Source organism: Actinomycetes bacterium (assembly GCA_035506535.1).
In the GTDB taxonomy this organism is placed as follows: Bacteria; Actinomycetota; Actinomycetes; order DATJPE01; family DATJPE01; genus DATJPE01.
Genome location: DATJPE010000017.1, coordinates 24474 through 41841 on the forward strand (window position 1 = coordinate 24474; position 17368 = coordinate 41841).

Here is a 17368-nt window from a genome sequence, read left to right on the forward strand (position 1 = left end):
GGCTGTCCGCCGTGCAGGTGGTGATCATGGGATGCGGCCGGGTGGGGTCGACCCTGGCCGCTCAGCTGGACTCCATGGGTCACAGCGTGACCGTCGTCGACCAGGAGGAGCACGCCTTCCGGCGCCTGCCCGCCGAGTTCGCCGGCCGCACCGTGACCGGGGTCGGGTTCGACCGCGACGTCCTGGAGGAGGCCGGCATCGAGCACGCCGAGGCCTTCGCCGCGGTGTCCTCCGGCGACAACTCCAACATCCTCGCGGCGCGCGTGGCGCGCGAGACCTTCGGCGTCGAGAACGTCGTGGCCCGCATCTACGACCCGCGACGCGCCGCGGTGTACCAGCGGCTCGGGATCCCCACGGTCGCCACCGTCGTCTGGACCTCCGACCAGATGATCCGCCGGTTGCTGCCCTCGGGCGGGCTGGTGGAGTGGAGCGACCCGACCGGCGCGATCCGCCTGGCCGAGATGCACGTCGACCGGGGCTGGATCGGGCACCGGATCCTCGACATCGAGGAGGCCTCGGGATCGCGCGTCGGGCTGATCACGCGGCTGGGCACGGGCACCCTGCCGCACAAGGACATGCTGTTCCAGGAGGGTGACCTGGTCCACGTGCTCGTCAGGGACGAGGACCTCACCCGGGTCGAGCTCGTGCTCGGCGCCAGGCCGGAGGCTGAGTCCTGATGCGCGTCGCCATCGCCGGTGCCGGCAACGTGGGGCGCTCGATCGCCGCCGAGCTCGTCGCGAACGAGCACGAGGTGCTGCTCATCGACCGGGACACCGACACGATCCGCCCGTCGTCCATCCCCGGCGCGCAGTGGCTGGAGGGCGACGCGTGCGAGATCGAGTTGCTCGAGCGGGCCGGCCTGCCCTCGTGCCAGGTCGTCGTCGCCGCGACCGGTGACGACAAGGTCAACCTCGTCGTCTCGCTGCTGGCCAAGACGGAGTACGGCGTCCCGCGGGTGGTGGCCCGGGTCAACCACCCGAAGAACGAGTGGATGTTCAACGAGGCGTGGGGGGTCGACGTCGCGGTGTCGACGCCCCGGATGCTCTCCGCGCTCGTCGAGGAGGCCGTGTCGATCGGCGACCTCGTCCGGCTGTTCACCTTCCGCCAGGGCGGGGGGAACCTCGTCGAGCTCACCCTGCCGCCGTCCTCGCCGTACTCGGGGACGCGGGTGGGCGACGTGCCGTGGCCGATGGACGCGGTCCTGGTCGCGATCATCAGGGACGGACGCGTGCTGCCGCCGTCCTCCGACGACTCCATCGAGTCCGGGGACGAACTGCTGTTCGTCACCACCTCGGACGTCGAGCCGATGCTCGAGGACCTGCTCTCCCCGCACGCCCACGGCCACCAGCACGGCTGAGCCAGCACGCGCCGCGGCCGGCCGACGCCCTCAGTCCGCGACGGCCTCGGGCGCCGGCTGCGCGGCGCGCTCGGGCTCGGCGGCCGCCTCGCGAACGGGGTGGGTCGAACGAAGGATCAGCCACGTGACGATGCAGGTGGGGATGAACAACGGGAGCCCGAGCGGGATGTTCGCCAGACCCAGCGCCGTGGTGGCCGACGCGGCATAGAGCGGAACCTGGACCGCGACCCTGATGCCGAACATCGCGGCCCACACCAGGCTGGCCCACGAGTACGCGCGCAGCCGCGCGGGGTCCCGGCGCCAGCGCACGCCCTCGCCCAGCAGCGGGCCGAGGATCAGCCCGAGCAGCGGCCAGCGCAGCAGGACCGACACGAGGTACGCCGTCCCGTAGCCGGCGTTCTTGACGACCGACAGGAAGTAGAACGACGTGGCGTCGCCTCGCCACTCGGCGTAGGCCGCCATCACCACGACTCCGAGCAGGCCGCTGACCGCCTGCTGGACGGTGCGGCGCTGCAGGAGCGCGAGTGCGGCGATGACCACCGCCGAGGCGACGGCGACCGCGACGGAGACGCCGAGACGACCGCCCGACACGGGATAGACCACCCCGAAGAGCACGCCGGGCACCGAGGACTCGACCACACCACGGGTCCCGCCGAGCAGGGCCAGCAGGTCGTGCGGGGAGTCGACTCCGGCGACCCGTGGGCGTGGGCTCACTGCCGAAGCTCGTAGCTGGGGTTGTACAGGGTCAGCACCCCCCGCTGGTCGGTCAACCGACCCCTCGCGACGATCGTGCGGCCCGGCTCCACGCCGCCCACCGTGCGCCGCCCGAGCCAGACCAGCCTGAGGCGTGCGGAGCCGTCGTACAGCTCGGCCTCGAGGGAGGGGACGCCGCCCTGGGGGCGCAGCGTCACGGTTCGAAGGGTCCCCGACACACAGACCCGGTCGCCGACGGTGCACGCTCCGATCGGCGTGCCGCCGACCTCGACGGTCTCCTCCTGCAAGTGCTCGGCCTCGAGCTCGTCGGAGGACGCCCCGATCCGGTGGAGGGCACGCCGCAACCGGGAGTGGCTGCGGTGACCCGGATCGACGTGCGAGGACATGGCAGCAATGTAACGCCGCGCGGGGTGTGCCGACTTCCCCCGCACGTGTGCCGCAGTACGCCTCAGCGGACCTCGACCACACGCGGTCCGCCCAGCGGACCTCAACCACACGCGGTCCGCCCAGCGGACCTCGACCACACGCGGTCCGCCTAGCGGACCTCGGTGATCTCCGGGCCCCGATCGAACGGCTCCAGCGGCGGGCGCTCGTCGGCGGTCGGCTCGAGGGCGTCCGGGAGGGTCAGCGGGATCGGCTCCTTGGGCGGCAGCGGAGCCGACCCGCGGACCACGACGCACCCGCGGAAGAGGTCCTCGAGCTCGGGGCGCCCGCCCGGTGGGAAGGCGGCCCCGGTGAACACCCCGCGCAGGAACCAGCGCGGTCCGTCCACGCCCACGAAGCGCGCCTCCTGCAGGCCCCGTCCGTCCGGTGTGTCCACCGGGACGAGCGAGGTCAGCTCGCGGCCGAACGCGCCGTCGACCTCCTCGGCCGACCCGCCTCCCGCCAGGATGCCCTCGGCCAGCTCCTGGCGGACCTCCCGCCACACCCCGCTGCTCCGAGGCGCCGCGAAAGCCTGGATCTGCACGGCGGCGTCGGGCAGGACCGCCGCCACGGACACCACCGACCCCGACTCCTCGTCGACCTCCAGGCGCAGCTCGAGCCCCGGCCGGCCGGGGACCTGCAGCCCGCCGAGGTCCAGCCGCGGGATCTCGGTATCGGGAGCCTCCGAGACGTCCCACGGCCCGTTCTCCCGCGAGTACGCCGGATCCGCCGGCTCAGGAGGCACCTCGGGCGCGTCGACGTACGCGCCGGCCGTCTCCTCCGCGGGCTCTGTCGTGGTCTCGCCCGCGGCCTCGTGGCTCTCGTCGCCCTCGTCGTCGCGCCTGCGCCGGAACAGCGGCACCGTCACTCCCCTCCCGTGGGGGCCGCCGCAGCGTGCCCCCCGGTTGATCCGAAGCCGCCCGACCCCCGGACGGAGCCGGGGAGCTCGTCGACCTCCCGGAACCCGGCCTCCTCGACGCGCTGGACGACGAGCTGGGCGATCCGGTCTCCCCGAGCGAACACCACCGGCTCCCGCGGGTCCAGGTTGACCACACAGACCTTGACCTCGCCCCGGTAGCCGGCGTCGATCGTGCCTGGGGAGTTCACCAGTGCGACGCCGTGGCGGACGGCGAGCCCCGAGCGCGGATGGACGAAGGCGGCGTAGCCCGCCGGCAGCGCGATGGCGATCCCGGTCGGCAGCAGGGCGCGCTCGCCGGGGGCGAGCACCGCGTCGACGGCCGTGCACAGGTCCGCACCCGCATCGCCGGGATGCGCGTACGCCGGGACCGGGACGCCGGGATCGAGTCGCTGGACGAGGACCTCAACGCGGCCACCGCCGCTCATGGGTTGACCTCGAAGCTGCGCACGGTGTGGCGGACCCGGTCGTCGTCTCGTGCCGCGAGCACCTCGGCGGGCCGCCCGTGCTCGGAGAAGTGCTCGAGCGGCACGACGACGAACAAGGCGGCGGCGGTCACCACGACCGGACCGCCCGCCGACCCCAGCCGACCCTCGGCGCAGCTCCAGATGCGCCGCCCGAGACGTCCGAGGACGCGCGCGTCGATGTGGACCGTCGAGCCGACCGGGACCGGGCGAAGGAAGTCGGTCTGCAGCCGGGCGGTCACGCTGGGGACCTGCAGCAGCCACTGGAGCGAGCCGAGGGCCTCGTCGAACGCGGCCGCCAGCAGCCCCCCGTGGGCCAGCCCCGGTGCCCCTTGGTGCCGGCCGGTGACCGTGAAGCGCGCCACCACGTTGACGCCCTCACCCGCCACCACCGACATCGCGAGGCCGGCCGTGTCGTCGCCGCAGGCGAAGCAGCGGGCGTAGTGGGACGGGACGGGTTCACCCGGCGCGGGGGCCGCCGGGTGCCGCTCCGGCGCCTGGGCGCCAGGAGGCACGTCGACGGTCCGTCCGGCGCCACCGGGAGGCTTGGACATCAAGCCCCGACCCTACTGCCGCTCGGCGGGGTGCCACCCTTGGCCCCGTGGAGGCCCAGGACGCGGATCGCTACGCGGAGTCGATGCCGCCGCCCTGGCCGGCCTGGCTGGCGGCCCTAGTGGTGGCCGCGACCTTCGGCATCGCGGTCGGCGCCGCGCTCGGGGGAGCGGCGGGCTGGGCTGCCACGGTCGTCTTCGTCGGGGGAACGGCGGCCTTCCTCGCCTGGGCCACCGGCCGGGTGAGCGTGACCGACGGCGAGTTGCGAGCCGGGCGCGCCCGCCTGCCCGAGTGGGCCCGGGGGCAGGCGCAGGCGCTCGACGCCGAGCAGGCCCGGCGGCTCCGCGGGGTCGACGCCGACCCGCGCGCCTACCTCTACCTGCGCTCCTGGGTTCCCACCGCGGTCCGTGTCGAGGTCACCGACCCCGCCGACCCGGCGCCGTACTGGTACGTCTCCACCCGTCACCCCGACCGGCTGGCCGACGTGTTGGAGCGTGGTCGAGGCGCGCACGGCCGCGAGACGGCATGATCAGGGGCACATGCCGGCGATCCAGGGTGTCCGGCGCGGGAGAGGAGCCGGAGAATGGCTGACGAAGGGCGCGTCGAGGCGGTCATGCTCACCGCCGCCGGGCTCGCCGCGGCGGCCGTGGCCCGCAAGGTCGTCGACGTCGTGTGGGTGGCCGTGTCCGGCCAGCACGCCCCGCAGGCTGACGACCCCGACGAGACGATCCCGCGGGCGGTGACCGGAGCACTCATCACCGGGGCGCTGCTGTCGCTGATCCACATGGTGGTCAGCCGCAAGACCCACGAGATCACCCGAGCCCGCAGGGCGCGGGCCTGAGCCGAGCGGCTCAGCGGGCCACGCGCAGGGCGCCGCGCACGATCTGGCCGGTCAGCCCGCCGGTCAGCGGCCGGCGGCGACGCAGGTCGCGCCGCAGCTCGTCGGCGAGATCCGCCGTCGTGCGCCGGTTGAGCCACGCTCCGTACGCCGCCCCGAGCATGAACGGCGTCGCCGTCCCGACCGAGCGCCCGGTCCGCGCCACGATCCGCCGCTGGATACGCGCGCGGGTGGTCCAGGTGAGCATGGACAGGCCGCTTCGTGGGTCCAGCGGGTTGGCCCCGCGGCGGTTGGCCCACGCGGCGGCGTACGCCAGGCTGCGCTCGGTCCCGGTCCCCGGGACGGCCAGCCCGTAGACCTCGTGCAGCTCGGCGACCAGCTTGACCTCGATCGCGGCCACCGTGAGCGCCTCGACGGCCAGCTGGAGGGGGATGGTCGCGAGGCCGAGGGCACTGCTCCACGTGATCGCCGCGAGCGCGCCTCCGCCCGCCCCGACCGCGGCGGTGGAGAGCGCAGCGTTGCGAACCAGGACGTCGGCGAGCGCGTCCCCCTCGAGCCCGGGATGGTGCCGGCGCAGCGTCTCCAGGTCGCGCACCGGCAGATAGGGCGCGACCTCGACGAGGGTGTCGCCGAACCATCGTCCCGTGGCGATCGCCACCGCGCCCGCCGAGCGGGCCGAGGCCGCCGCCGCGGCGCCCACCTCGCGAAGCACCGCCCGGCTGACCCGTTCGTGGGACTCGTTCGCCTGGATCAGCCTGGCCAGCGCCGCCCCCAGACGCGCCTGACCCGCCGGGTCGTCGACAACGACCGGCAGGGGGATCGGCGCAGCCGGTGCGGCGGGGGGCGACGGCCGGGACCGGACGACCCGCCAGCGCGACGGCTGCGCGCTCAGGCGGCGCACTCCCGGCACACCGGCTGGCCGCCCACCTGCTTGGCCAGCTGGCTGCGATGGTGGACCAGGAAGCAGCGGGAGCAGGTGAACTCGTCGGCCTGGCGCGGGAGCACCCGAACCGACAGCTCCTCGTTGGACAGGTCGGCCCCGGGGAGTTCGAGATTCTCCGCGAGCTCCACCTCGTCGACGTCCACGGCCCCCGAGGCCGCGTCTGAGCGCCGCGCCTTGAGCTCCTCAAGGCTGTCCTCGCCGAGTTCGTCGTCAGTCTTGCGCGGCGTGTCGTAGTCGGTGGCCACCGAAGCCCTCCGGTCGTTCCTGCATCCGTGACCCTGCCGGGTCCTTCCCTACTTGCCTGATGGACCCAACGGGTCCTGCGCACGCCCAACACCGGGGCGCCTCGTCGTATGCCCACCCGTCACCTGAGCGTCGTGGTGCGGGGATTGTGCCGTACCGGCGGGCCGCGTGTGCCCGCCGTGCCACAAGTCACAGACGACCCACAGCAGACTCGCAGCCGCAGGTCACCTGAGCCAGCGACTCATGTCTTCGGCACAAGACACCCCCAGATGAACGCTCGGCGACCGCCACGCGACGATCAGGGGTCGGATCGGACCTCAGGAGCGCCGCGATGCCCGTCTACGCCCTGGGCTCACTCGAGCCCACCATCCACCCTGATGCCTTCGTCCACCCTGACGCGGTCGTCATCGGCGCCGCCGTCATCGGGCCGGAGGCCAGCATCTGGCCGACCGCGGTGCTGCGAGCGGACAACGCCACCATCACGGTGGGCGCACGAACCTCCGTGCAGGACGGGACGGTGATCCACTGCACCGAGGAGCTGCCGACGACGATCGGCGCCGACTGCGTGGTCGGCCACAACGCCCACCTGGAGGGCTGCGTGGTCGAGGACGGCGCCCTCGTCGGCTCGGGCTCGGTCCTGCTGCACCGGGTCGTCGTCCGCAGCGGAGCCCTCGTCGCGGCCGGTGCCGTCGTCGCCCCGGGCACCGAGGTACCGTCCGGCGCGATCGCGATGGGCGTCCCCGCGCGCATCCGGGCGGGAGCCGCCGACGCTGAGGCGATCCTGCGCAACGCAGCCGTGTACGTCGCCGCGGCGCGGACCTACCGCCGGGAGCTGCGCCGGCTCGACTGACCGGCGGGCGGGACGCTCAGGAGAGGGTGCGGAACGGGTCGGCGTCCGCGTCGAGCCCGGCCAGGAGGTCGTGCAGCCGCTGCCAGACGCCGCCCGCCGCCGCCAGCGTGAACGCCTCACCCGCGGGCCGCCCGCGCAGCCCGCTCACCGTGGCACCGGCCTCGGTCGCCACCAGGCTGCCCGCCGCCAGGTCCCAGGGCTTGAGGCCCTGCTCGGCGTAGGCGTCGAGCCGTGCGCAACCCACGGAGCAGAGGTCGACGGCCGCACTGCCGAAGCGCCGGATGTCCCGCACGCGAGGCAGCACGGCGGCGACCCAGTGCGCCTGGGCCGCCCGCCGCCTGGCGTCGTAGCCGAAGCCGGTGCCCAGCATGGCCCGTTCGAGCACCGTGCAGGGCGAGGCGTGGATCGCCTCGCCGTTGCGGAAGGCGCCGGCGCCCGCGACCGCCCAGAAGGTCTCGCCGAAGGTCGGCACGTCGACCACCCCGACGAGCGGCACACCGTCGCGCTCCGCGGCGATGCTGACCGCCCACCCCGGCAGGCCGTACAGGTAGTTCACCGTCCCGTCGAGCGGGTCCACCACCCAGCGCACGCCGGAGGTTCCCGCCTGGTCGGCCCCCTCCTCGCCCACGATCGCGTCGTCCGGGCGGACCGCGGCCAGGCGGCGGCGGATCAGCGCCTCCGACGCGGTGTCCGCCTCGGTCACGACGTCGGTCGGCGTCGACTTCGTCGACCAGGACGGCTCCCCGGCCCTCCTGCGCTCGAGCAGGCCCCGGCCGGCCTCACGGGCGACCTCGAGGGCGAGCGCCAGGAGCTCGTCGGAACCGGTCACGACCCGGCCGCCTCCGCGAGCGCCGGGCGGGGGCCTCGAGGGTTCGGGCAGCAGGAGGCGAGGCAGACGTCCCAGGCAGGCCCGAGCGGGCTCAGCGCCCGCTTCGGCGCGCTCTCGAGCCGCTCCAGGACCAGATCGCGGACCATGCCGACGAACCGCGGGTCCGGTGCCGTGCCCGGGGTGGCGGCGCGGGCCAGGGGCAGTCCCAGCTGATGGGCCCGCTCCCGTGCCTGCGTGTCGAGGTCGTAGACCACCTCGAGGTGGTCCGAGACGAAGCCCACCGGGACCAGGACGACGCCGGGCACCCCCTTGGCGACCAAGTCCTCGAGGTGGTCGACGATGTCGGGTTCGAGCCAGGGCTGCGTGGGCGGGCCGGACCGGGACTGATAGACGAGGTCCCAGTCGCGGATCACCCCGGTGGCCGCGGAGACACCCGACGCGACCAGGGTCGCCGCGGCCCGGTGCTGGGCGACGTAGGCCCATCCGTCCGGGCCGCTGGTCTCGGCCGACGTCAGCGGGATCGAGTGGGTGGTGAACACCAGGCGGGCGCCGGCCTGGACCTGGGGCGGGAGGGACCGCAGGGCGGCCAACGTCGAGTCGACGAAGGGCTCCACGAAACCCGGATGGTCGAAGTAGTGACGAAGCTTCTCGATCCGGGGGGCGCCCTCCCCCACCTCGAGGTGCGCGTCCGCGAGGTTCTCGCGGTACTGCCGACACCCGGAGTACGAGGCGTAGGCGGAGGTCACGAACGCCAGCGCCCGGCCGATGCCGGCGGCTCGCATCTCCCGGAACGCCTGGGCGAGATAGGGATCCCAGTTGCGGTTGCCCCAGAACACGGGGAGCGGGTGGCCCGAGCCGGCCAGCTCGGTCTCGATCGCCGTCCGCAACCGGGCGTTCTGCTCGTTGATCGGGCTGACCCCGCCGAAGTCCAGGTAGTGGCGGGCCACCTCGGCGAGGCGTTCCTCCGGGATGCCACGACCGCGAGTGACGTTGCGCAGGAAGGGCATGACGTCGTCGGGACCCTCCGGGCCGCCGAAGGAGACCAGCAGCACGCCAACGTCTCGGTCTGCGCTCACGTCCCGATCCTGGCAAACCCCCCGCCGGCCCGCGCGCCCGGATGGCCGCCGAACCGCTGGACCTAGGCTGCCCGGGTGCCGAACCCGTACGCCATGCTGCTGCGCATCCCCGGCGCCGCGGCCTTCAGCGGGTCCGGCCTGGTGGCGCGCCTGCCGATCGCGATGGTCGGGATCGCGGTGGTCCTGCTGATCGGCGAGGAGACCGGCTCGTACGCCGTCGCCGGCGCGGTCGCCGCGACGACGGCGCTCGCCGAGGCGGTCATCTCCCCGCAGGCCGCCCGGCTCATCGACCAGTACGGGCAGCGTCGCATCGGCCTGCCTCAGCTCGCCATCCACGTGCTCGGCATGCTGTGCCTGGTCTTCGCGGTACGGCTCGACGCGCCGCGGTGGACCTACGTCCCCGCGGCCGTCCTGGCCGGGTTCATCCCCAACATCGGTTCCATGGTTCGGGCCCGCTGGCGCTACGTCCTCCCGAGCGGGGTCATGCTGCGCACCGCCTTCTCCCTCGAGTCCGCCCTCGACGAGGTCGCCTTCGTGGTGGGGCCGCCCCTCGTGACCGTCGTGGCCGCCCGCTGGAGCCCGTCCGCCGCGATCGTGGTGCTCGTCATCGGCTTCGGCGTCGGCGGGGGGCTCACCCTGCTGAGCCAGCGCGCCACCGAGCCACGGGCCGCGGGGCCGGCCGAGGCGGGCCAGGGCAGCGCGCTGCGGCACCGCGGGATGGTGGACCTCGTGGTCGTGCTGGCCTTCCTCGGCGGCATCTTCGGGGCGGTCGAGGTGGTGACCGTGGCGTGGGCGAGCGAGGCCGGCCACCCGGCCCGAGCCGGCTTCGTCCTTGCGTGCTACGCGGCCGGCAGCCTGATCGCCGGCCTGACCTACGGCGTTCGGCACCCGGCCAGCCCGCTGCAGCGCCAGCTGCTGGTCGGCTGCTGGGCGATGGCCGTGTGCACCACCGGGTTCGCGCTGGTCACCACACCGGTGGAGCTGTCCGCGGTCGCGTTCGTCGCCGGTTTCGCGATCGCACCGACTCTCGTGGTCTCTTTCAGCCTCATCGAGCGGCTGGTCCCGCGCGAGCAGCTCACCGAGGGCCTGACCTGGCTCACCACCGGGATCGTCGTCGGGATCTCCCTGGCGGCACCGCTGGCCGGACGCGCCGTTGATGCCGTCGGACCGCACCGCGCGTACCTGGTGGCGGTGGCCTCCGGCGTGCTGGCCGCCGTCACCGGAACGGCCCTGCGCGGCCGGCTCACCCCTCCCGCGACGGCGTGGCCGGCCCACACCGCCCCGGAGGGTGCGTAGGCTGCCGTCGTCGGCTGCGGACCCGCTGCCGATCTTCCGGTGCGCTGGGGGTCTGGACCATGCAGGACCTGCGGCTGCTGGGGACGAGCGAGGACGGCTCCCGCCTCGTCCTGCAGTCACCCGAGGGGGAGACCTACGGCCTCCGGCTGGACGAGCGGCTGCACGCCGCGCTTCGCGGGGACCGGGCACGCCTCGGCCAGCTGCAGATCGAGCTGGACCACGAGTTGCGCCCCAGGGAGATCCAGGCTCGCATCCGTGCCGGTGAGTCCGCGGAGCAGATCGCGGAGTCGGCGGGCGTACCGCTCGAGGCGGTCCGCCGTTTCGAGGGCCCGATCCAGCTGGAGCGCACCCACGTGTCCGACCTGGCGCGGTCCACGAATGTCCGGCGGGTCACCGACGCGGCGGCCCGGCCGCTGGGCGAGCTGGTCGCGGAGCGGCTGGAGGCGCGTGGCGTCCCGGCCGACGCGCTGGTCTGGGACTCGTGGCGGCGCGACGACGGCCGCTGGCTGGTGCGCCTGGCCTACTCCCACGCCGGCCGCGACCACCACGCCAGCTGGGTCTTCGACCCCTCGGTGCGAACCGTCGAGCCCGCCGACGACGAGGCGCGCTGGCTGACCGAGGAAGAGCGGGCGGTGCCGGAGCACCGGGAGCCGCGACGCCAGCCGGTCCGCCTCGCGGCCGTCCCGACGGTCGAGGAGTCCGAGCCGGCCGACGACGGCGAGCCCGCCGAGCAGCCCGGTGCGGAAGCCCCAGGGGATGTCTCCGCGGAGGTCCTCGGGCCGGTGCCGAGCCCGCCCGCGCCGCCGCAGCCCGCCCACGACGCCAGCTGGATCCCCGGCTTCGGGTCGACGCCGGCAGTGGAGCCCGAGCCGGTCGACGGGCCGGCAGAGGCACCGCGCAAGGGCCGGCACCGCCGGACCAGGGCCGAGGTCCCGCCCGCGATCCCCGAGGAGGGTGCGGAGGCCGCGCCGCGGACCACCCGCCCGCGACGGGCCAGCGTGCCGAGCTGGGACGAGATCCTCTTCGGCAGCAGCAAGCCCGAGGACTGACCGCCGCTCCGCGCCGCGATCAGGTGCCGGTCTCGACCGGGCGCGCCGGATCGCTGACCCAGTCGCTCCAGGATCCCGGGTAGAGGGCGGCCACGAGACCGAGCCGGGCCAGCGCGAGGACGGTGTGGGCCGCCGTCACACCCGACCCGCAGTACGCCCCCAGCGCTCGCCCGGCATCGACGCCGAGCCCGACGTAGCGTCGGCGCAACACCCCGACCGGCAGCCAGGTCCCGTCCTCGGCGAGGTCCTCGTCGGCCGGAGCGCTCACCGCACCCGGGATGTGCCCGGCGACGGGGTCGACCGGCTCCGCCTCACCGCGGAAGCGGGCCGCCGCCCGAGCATCCAGTAGCACCCCCTCGCGCGCCAGGTCGGCGGCGTCCGTCGCGTCCAGCGTCGGCATGCGGCCCCAGCCGGCCACGAAGTCCCCGGGCGGTTGCTCGCGTCCGGGCCCGACCTCGACAGCTCCCCCCGAGGTCACCCAGGCCCGCCAGCCGCCGTCGAGCTGGCGTACGTCGGGATGTCCGGCGTGGCGCAGCAGCCACCACGCCCGCGCCGCCGACGTCCCGTCCGCCTCGTCCATGACCACCACGATGCGACCGACGTCGACGCCCAGGCGGCGCAGCGAGGTGGCGAGCACCTGCTGATCGGGCAGCGGATGACGGCCTCCGACCCGGTCGGCGCGCACCGGGCCGGCCAGCTCCGTCTCGAGGTCGAGGTAGCCGGCTCGGGGCACGTGGCCGGCCTCGAAGGCCTCGCGCGGGGGCGGTCCGCCGAGGCGCCACCGCACGTCGAGCACCCGTGGCGGGTTCGGGCCGGAGAGGGCTGCGCGCAGCCACGCGACGTCGACGAGGGGGTCGGAGACGCCCACCGCTCAGCCGACCGCGGACAGCAGCGGGACGAGCATCTCCTCCGCGGTGAGCGAGCCGTGCTGACCCGGCAGCCTGCGTTCATGCGGGGCGGAGCTGCCGGCCAGGACGAGTGAGCGGTCGCGGGCCGCGGCGACCACGTCGCCCAGCCGCCCGCGCACGCTCGGCTCGACCGCGCCGAACCAGCCCTCGGCCACCGCCTCGTCCCGGGAGCGCACCCAGGCGCGCTCCCCCAGCCGCTCGCGCCACGCGGCGAGCACGTCGGCCGCGGCGCCCCGGCGGGCGTACACGTGCCGAAAGCGCGGCTCGCCGCCCAGCTGGGCGACCCCCGACGACAGCTGGGGGTCGCCCTCGACGTCGGCGGCGCTCGCCAGGTCGACGTCGACCATCCCGTGGTCCCCGGTCACGACCAGCAGCCCGCCCGGTGGCAGCTGCTCCAGCAGCGCCGCGACGAGAGCGTCGACGAGCGCGAGCTGGGCCCGCCAGTGGGGGGAGTCGACGCCACGCCGGTGTCCGGTGGCGTCGACGTCGGAGACATAGGCCAGGACCAGTGAGCGCGGGCCGGCCCGCAGGGCATCGCCGACGACTGCGATGCGCTCCCCCCAGGTGGCCGCGGGCCGGTACGTCGCGCCGCGCAGCGCCGCCACGGTGAGCCCGGAGCCCTCGAACTCCGGGGGACCGACGTGCGAGACGGCCACGCCGGCGGCTGCCGCCTCCTCGAAGAGGGTGCCGCGCGGCTGGACCAGGCTCGGGTCGACCCCGGTCGACCAGCGCAGCGCGTTGAGGATCCCGTGCCCCTGGAGGCGGAAGGTGTAGCCGACCAGCCCGTGCGCACCGGTCGGCAGCCCCGAGCCCAGGCAGGCCAGGCTGGTGGCGGTCGTCGACGGGACGCCGACGGTCAGGCTCACCTGGCTCATCCCGTGCATGACCGGAGCCACGGATGCCCCGGCGGCGGCGAGCCCCCTGGACCCGAGTCCGTCGACGAGCAGGACACAAACCCGCTCCGCGAGCGGGAGCCCCACGGTGTCGAGGTGACCGGGCAGCCCGAGGACGGCCACGACCGAGGGGAGCAGGCGCGCGATCGACGCCCCGCCGTACGCCGGCAGGACCAGCCCGTCCTCGCTCAACCGCGCGCGCCCGCGGTGGCCGTCGACAGCGCGCCGGCGAACGCCAGTGCCTGCCGCACCGCGTCCTGCCCGTCCCCGGCGTCGCTGACCCGGACCGACAGGTCATCGGCGCTCAGCGTGCCGGTGTAGCCGTGGTCGGCGTCGCACTCGGGGTCGCCGCAGGACGCCGGCTCGAGGTCGACCCGGCTGATCGCGCCCCACCCCAGAGTGACCACGACGTCGCGCGCCGGCTGGCCGCCGCGATAGCGGTCCGGGTCGGCGACGGTGCGGCTGACGGCGATCGAGCCGATCCGCGACAGCGGGACGGTCTCCACCGAGCTGATGGCGTAGGGCGTGGGGCTCGACTCGTCCGGCGGGCTGTCATCGGTGTGCCCGACCACGAGGCGGGACGGGGTCAGCACCAAGACCGTGACGTGCCGGCGAAGCTCGTCGCGGTCGAAGGTCGCCTCGTGGTGGACGAGGAACGCGCGCACCTGTTCGCCCGCGATGGCGGACTCCACCGTCTCGGCGACGAGGTCGGGGTAGTAGCCGCAGCGATCGATCGCCACCCGCAGGTCCGCGACGGAGGTGGGGTGCGCCATGGGTTCAGTCTGGCACCTCCGCGACCAGGCCGGCCCCGGCCGCGTGGCCGATGGGGATGGCCATGTCCCCGGGCGCCAGCCCGTCCTGCCCCGGGGTGAGGACCCGGCGCAGTCGAAGGGCCAGCGCGCCAGCAGCCAGGCAGCCGACGGTGACGAGGACGACCCAGGCGGCCGAGTGCCCTGCACCGAGCAGGACACCGGTCAATGCCGGCCCCAGCATGCCCGAGAGGCTCCAGGTCAGCGTCCCGACGGCGTTGTAGCGGCCGCGGAGGTCCTCGGGGGCCAGGTCGTTGATGATTGCCGGGGTGACCGGCTGCCACAGCGTCTCGCCGACCGCGAAGACGAGCGGGCAGAGCAGGACGAGCAGCACCGCACCGGCGCCCGAAGCCTTCGAGGCGAGGCCGAGGACCAGCCACGAGCCGGCCCACAGCAGTCCGACCAGGCCGAGCGCCCGACTGCGCCGGCGACCGCGAAGGACGCGGATGACGACCATCTGGCCGAGGACGATGGCCACGGTGTTGCCCACGTACCCGAAGGCGACTACCCGGTCGGAGACGCCGACCACCGTGCTGGCGAAGTACGGGAAGCCGACCTCCAGGGCGCCGTAGCCGCAGGTGAGCATGACCACCGACAAGACGGCCAAGCGGCGCAACGCCCGGTCGGCGGCGATGTCTCGCCAGGTCCCGGGCGACTCCTCCTCGGTGGGCGTGGCGGGAGGGATCGGGCCGCCCACCCCGCGCATCGAGAACATGATCGCGGCGAAGGCCAGGAACGCCAGCGCGTCGCCGAGGTACAGCAGTTGGAAGGTGACCGGCCGACGGGCGTCGACGAACAGTCCGGCCAGCAGGCCACCCACGCCGATCCCGAGGTTCAGGGCGGCGAAGTTCAGCCCGAACACCCGCTGCCGCTCGTCCTCGCCGACCAGCCGGGACAGCAGTGTCGCCCCCGCGGGCCACAGCCCCACGTTGCCCACCGCCGACACCGTCGCCGGCAGGAACGCCTGTGGCGCGGTGTGGACGAACGCCCAACCCGCGGTCGCGACCGCGCAGACCAGAGGCGACAGACGCAGGACCGGGCCGGGCCCGAACCGGTCCACGAGCCAGCCGGCCGTCGGCGTGAGCGCGAAGCTCAGCAGCGCCTCCCAGGCCACCGCGAGGCCAGCGATGCTCGCCGGGATCCCGCGGACCTGGGAGAGGTAGACCACGAGGAACGGCAGGACGAGGCCGTTGCCCAGCGCGCCGACCAGGACGGCGGCCAGCATCCGGCGGACCGGCGCCGGGAGCGGCGCGCCGGCCCAGCCCCGGAGGCGGCGCTCGGACAGGAGGCTCACGGTGCCGGAACGCTAGTCAGCACGACCGACGTCCTCGACCGGTTATCGGCCCCCGCCAGGCCGCCAGGGCGGGGACCGGGGGTTAGCGTGGAGCCCATGCACCCCGCCCTCAGCGTGCACCCCGACGTGGCAGCGGCCCTGGCCGACGGGCGTCCCGTGGTGGCCCTGGAGTCGACGATCATCTCCCACGGGCTGCCCCGCCCCGCCAACCTCGAGACCGCCCTGCGCATCGAGGAGGCGGTACGTGCCGCGGGCGCCGTACCGGCCACCATCGCGGTGGTGGACGGTCGGGTGTGCGTCGGGCTCGACGATGCGCTGCTGGACGCCGTCGCGATGCGTGACGACGTCGTCAAGGTGTCCCTGCGCGATGTCGGCACGCTCGTCGCCCGGGGCGGCATCGGGGCCACGACGGTGGCGTCCACGAGCCACATCGCAAGGCTGGCGGGGATCAGGGTCTTTGCGACCGGCGGGCTCGGCGGCGTGCACCGGGAGGCCCGCGACACCTGGGACGAGTCCGCGGACCTCACGACGCTGGGGGTCACCCCCGTCACCGTGATCTGCGCCGGGGTCAAGTCGATCCTCGACGTGGCCGCGACGCTGGAGCGCCTCGAGACCCTCAACGTCGGCCTGGTCGGCTACGGCACCGACAGCTTCCCCGGCTTCTACCTGCACTCCTCTGGACACGCGGTGGAGTGGCGGGTGGACAGCCCGGCCCAGGTGGCGGGGGTGATGGCCGCCCGACGGGCATTGGACCTGCAAGGCGCCCTCGTGGTCGCCAACCCACTGCCCCCCGAGGACGCCCTCGACCCCGAGCTGCACGACCGGGTGCTCGAGAGCGGCCTGGCCGCGGCGGCACGGACCGGCGTACGCGGCAAGGACGTCACCCCGTTCCTCCTCGACCACTTCCACCGTGAGACGCACGGTGCCAGCCTGGAGGCCAACGTCAAGATCGTGCTCCGCAACGCCGAGCTCGCGGCGCAGGTGGCCGCGGCCGACGCCGCGGTCCAGGAGCCCGCCTTCGCGTGAGCCGGGCCACCTACGTCGTCCTCGGCGACGTCATGACCGACGTCGTGTGCCTGCTGCGGGGTCCGGTCGTCGTCGGCTCGGACTCCCCCGCCGCGATCCGGGTGCAGGGCGGTGGCTCGGCCGCGAACACCGCGGCCTGGCTGGCCGCCACCGGCCATCGAGCGGTCCTCGTCTGCCGGGTCGGTGACGACCCGGCTGGCGAGGTGTCGGTGGCCACGCTGCGGCGCTCCGGCGTCGAGGTGGCGGCCACGGTCGACCCCGAGCGGGCGACCGGGACCTGCGTCGTGCTCGTCGGGCCCGACGGGGAGCGCAGCATGGTCCCCGACACCGGCGCCAACGCGGTATGGGCGCTGGGCGACCTCCCCGACGAGGGCTGGGGTTCGGCCACCCACCTGCACGTCAGCGGCTACGCGCTGGTCAACCCCGGGGCCAGGGACGCCGCCCTGGAGGCCATCCGGCGGACCCGGGCCGGCGGCGGCACCGTCTCGGTCGACGTGGCGTCGGCCGAGCCCTTGCGGGAGAACGGTCCGGCCCGCTTCCTGGGCGGGGTGGCCGGCGTGGACGTCCTGCTGGCCAACGAGGCGGAGGCGGCCGTCCTCACCGGCCGCGCCGACCCCGAGGAGGCGGGTCGGTCGCTGGCGGCGTACGCGGGCGTGGCGGTCGTGAAGCTCGGCGCGCACGGGGCGCTGCTGGCGCGCCGTACCGGGGCGATCGTGCGTCGCCCAGGGCGGCCCGTCGAGGTGATCGACACGACTGGCGCAGGTGACGCCTTCGCCGCGGGCTTCCTGCCGGCCTGGCGAGACGGTCTGGGCGACGAGGCCTCGCTGTCCGCCGGCAACGCCCTGGGCGCCGACGCGGTCGCCCGGCCGGGCGCGCGACCCTCACGAC

22 protein-coding genes are annotated in these 17368 nt (G+C 74.7%); 9 read left to right on the top strand and 13 right to left on the bottom strand.

Annotation, left to right across the window (positions count from 1 at the left end):
• Positions 1-11 precede the first annotated feature (11 nt).
• Complete coding sequence (locus tag VMI11_02665) at positions 12-677, top strand: TrkA family potassium uptake protein (GenBank protein HTY71307.1); 666 nt, start codon at positions 12-14, stop codon at positions 675-677.
• A complete protein-coding gene (locus VMI11_02670; protein HTY71308.1) occupies positions 677-1357 on the top strand; it encodes a TrkA family potassium uptake protein in 681 nt (226 codons plus the stop codon). Before VMI11_02665 ends, VMI11_02670 begins: the two co-directional genes overlap by 1 nt.
• Positions 1358-1387: 30 nt before the next feature.
• On the opposite strand, the gene VMI11_02675 is transcribed toward VMI11_02670, so the two are convergent.
• The 5 genes from VMI11_02675 to VMI11_02695 form a co-directional block, all read right to left on the bottom strand.
• Positions 1388-2071 (bottom strand): DUF3159 domain-containing protein, encoded by a 684-nt coding sequence (locus tag VMI11_02675; protein HTY71309.1) that lies wholly within the window; start codon positions 2069-2071, stop codon positions 1388-1390.
• Entirely contained in the window at positions 2068-2457 is a 390-nt protein-coding gene (locus tag VMI11_02680; protein HTY71310.1) for an OB-fold nucleic acid binding domain-containing protein, read from the bottom strand. Before VMI11_02680 ends, VMI11_02675 begins: the two co-directional genes overlap by 4 nt.
• A 149-nt stretch (positions 2458-2606) precedes the next feature.
• Positions 2607-3356 carry a DUF3710 domain-containing protein gene (locus VMI11_02685; GenBank protein HTY71311.1) on the bottom strand — a complete coding sequence of 250 codons (750 nt, stop codon included), beginning with the start codon at positions 3354-3356 and terminating at the stop codon, positions 2607-2609.
• A 2-nt stretch (positions 3357-3358) separates the two neighbouring features.
• On the bottom strand, positions 3359-3838 hold the full coding sequence (gene dut, locus VMI11_02690; GenBank protein HTY71312.1) for a dUTP diphosphatase: 480 nt from the start codon (positions 3836-3838) through the stop codon (positions 3359-3361).
• On the bottom strand, positions 3835-4428 hold the full coding sequence (locus VMI11_02695) for a PaaI family thioesterase (protein ID HTY71313.1): 594 nt from the start codon (positions 4426-4428) through the stop codon (positions 3835-3837). Before VMI11_02695 ends, dut begins: the two co-directional genes overlap by 4 nt.
• Before the next feature lie 47 nt (positions 4429-4475).
• On the opposite strand from VMI11_02695, the gene VMI11_02700 reads away from it, so the two are divergent.
• Together VMI11_02700 and VMI11_02705 are read left to right on the top strand one after the other, a co-directional pair.
• A complete protein-coding gene (locus VMI11_02700; GenBank protein HTY71314.1) occupies positions 4476-4955 on the top strand; it encodes a DUF3093 domain-containing protein in 480 nt (159 codons plus the stop codon).
• A gap of 54 nt (positions 4956-5009) precedes the next feature.
• Positions 5010-5267: a DUF4235 domain-containing protein gene (locus VMI11_02705; protein ID HTY71315.1), complete on the top strand. Its 258-nt coding sequence runs from the start codon at positions 5010-5012 to the stop codon at positions 5265-5267.
• 10 nt (positions 5268-5277) lie between these two features.
• Here VMI11_02705 and VMI11_02710 read toward each other — a convergent pair whose 3' ends face one another.
• Together VMI11_02710 and VMI11_02715 are read right to left on the bottom strand one after the other, a co-directional pair.
• Entirely contained in the window at positions 5278-6165 is an 888-nt protein-coding gene (locus VMI11_02710; protein HTY71316.1) for a hypothetical protein, read from the bottom strand.
• On the bottom strand, positions 6153-6452 hold the full coding sequence (locus tag VMI11_02715; GenBank protein ID HTY71317.1) for a DUF4193 domain-containing protein: 300 nt from the start codon (positions 6450-6452) through the stop codon (positions 6153-6155). Before VMI11_02715 ends, VMI11_02710 begins: the two co-directional genes overlap by 13 nt.
• A gap of 329 nt (positions 6453-6781) precedes the next feature.
• Between VMI11_02715 and VMI11_02720 the strand changes: the two genes are divergently transcribed.
• Positions 6782-7300, top strand: coding sequence for a gamma carbonic anhydrase family protein (locus VMI11_02720; GenBank protein ID HTY71318.1), 519 nt, complete (start codon positions 6782-6784; stop codon positions 7298-7300).
• 16 nt (positions 7301-7316) lie between these two features.
• On the opposite strand, the gene VMI11_02725 is transcribed toward VMI11_02720, so the two are convergent.
• Together VMI11_02725 and VMI11_02730 are read right to left on the bottom strand one after the other, a co-directional pair.
• A complete protein-coding gene (locus VMI11_02725) occupies positions 7317-8129 on the bottom strand; it encodes an inositol monophosphatase family protein (GenBank protein ID HTY71319.1) in 813 nt (270 codons plus the stop codon).
• Positions 8126-9205 (bottom strand): ferrochelatase, encoded by a 1080-nt coding sequence (locus VMI11_02730; protein ID HTY71320.1) that lies wholly within the window; start codon positions 9203-9205, stop codon positions 8126-8128. The genes VMI11_02725 and VMI11_02730 overlap by 4 nt, the downstream gene beginning before the upstream one ends.
• A 75-nt stretch (positions 9206-9280) precedes the next feature.
• Between VMI11_02730 and VMI11_02735 the strand changes: the two genes are divergently transcribed.
• Positions 9281-10501: an MFS transporter gene (locus VMI11_02735; GenBank protein ID HTY71321.1), complete on the top strand. Its 1221-nt coding sequence runs from the start codon at positions 9281-9283 to the stop codon at positions 10499-10501.
• Between the two features lie 59 nt (positions 10502-10560).
• A complete protein-coding gene (sepH, locus tag VMI11_02740) occupies positions 10561-11550 on the top strand; it encodes a septation protein SepH (GenBank protein ID HTY71322.1) in 990 nt (329 codons plus the stop codon).
• Between the two features lie 19 nt (positions 11551-11569).
• Here the strand turns inward: sepH and VMI11_02745 are convergent, their stop codons facing one another.
• From VMI11_02745 to VMI11_02760, 4 genes are read right to left on the bottom strand one after another with little or no spacing between them, the layout of a single operon-like run.
• Entirely contained in the window at positions 11570-12418 is an 849-nt protein-coding gene (locus VMI11_02745) for a sulfurtransferase (GenBank protein HTY71323.1), read from the bottom strand.
• 3 nt (positions 12419-12421) lie between these two features.
• The gene (locus tag VMI11_02750) at positions 12422-13543 is read right to left on the bottom strand and encodes an alkaline phosphatase family protein (GenBank protein ID HTY71324.1); all 1122 of its coding nucleotides are present in this window, start codon (positions 13541-13543) and stop codon (positions 12422-12424) included.
• Entirely contained in the window at positions 13540-14124 is a 585-nt protein-coding gene (locus tag VMI11_02755; protein HTY71325.1) for a DUF5998 family protein, read from the bottom strand. The genes VMI11_02750 and VMI11_02755 overlap by 4 nt, the downstream gene beginning before the upstream one ends.
• 4 nt (positions 14125-14128) lie before the next feature.
• Positions 14129-15454, bottom strand: a complete 1326-nt coding sequence (locus tag VMI11_02760; GenBank protein HTY71326.1) for an MFS transporter — start codon at positions 15452-15454, stop codon at positions 14129-14131.
• A gap of 96 nt (positions 15455-15550) precedes the next feature.
• On the opposite strand from VMI11_02760, the gene VMI11_02765 reads away from it, so the two are divergent.
• Positions 15551-16480 (top strand): pseudouridine-5'-phosphate glycosidase, encoded by a 930-nt coding sequence (locus VMI11_02765; protein ID HTY71327.1) that lies wholly within the window; start codon positions 15551-15553, stop codon positions 16478-16480.
• A partial coding sequence (locus VMI11_02770) for a sugar kinase (protein ID HTY71328.1) occupies positions 16477-17368 on the top strand: 892 nt, incomplete at its 3' end. The genes VMI11_02765 and VMI11_02770, both read left to right, overlap by 4 nt.

Bases quoted from the DNA above. Each gene is read 5' to 3' on its own strand.
- VMI11_02680 (HTY71310.1), bottom strand. From the start codon at position 2,457: ATGTCCTCGCACGTCGATCCGGGTCACCGCAGCCACTCCCGGTTGCGG.
- VMI11_02720 (HTY71318.1), top strand. From the start codon at position 6,782: ATGCCCGTCTACGCCCTGGGCTCACTCGAGCCCACCATCCACCCTGAT.
- dut (HTY71312.1), bottom strand. From the start codon at position 3,838: ATGAGCGGCGGTGGCCGCGTTGAGGTCCTCGTCCAGCGACTCGATCCC.
- VMI11_02695 (HTY71313.1), bottom strand. From the start codon at position 4,428: ATGTCCAAGCCTCCCGGTGGCGCCGGACGGACCGTCGACGTGCCTCCT.
- VMI11_02705 (HTY71315.1), top strand. From the start codon at position 5,010: ATGGCTGACGAAGGGCGCGTCGAGGCGGTCATGCTCACCGCCGCCGGG.
- VMI11_02755 (HTY71325.1), bottom strand. From the start codon at position 14,124: ATGGCGCACCCCACCTCCGTCGCGGACCTGCGGGTGGCGATCGATCGC.
- VMI11_02765 (HTY71327.1), top strand. From the start codon at position 15,551: ATGCACCCCGCCCTCAGCGTGCACCCCGACGTGGCAGCGGCCCTGGCC.
- VMI11_02670 (HTY71308.1), top strand. From the start codon at position 677: ATGCGCGTCGCCATCGCCGGTGCCGGCAACGTGGGGCGCTCGATCGCC.
- sepH (HTY71322.1), top strand. From the start codon at position 10,561: ATGCAGGACCTGCGGCTGCTGGGGACGAGCGAGGACGGCTCCCGCCTC.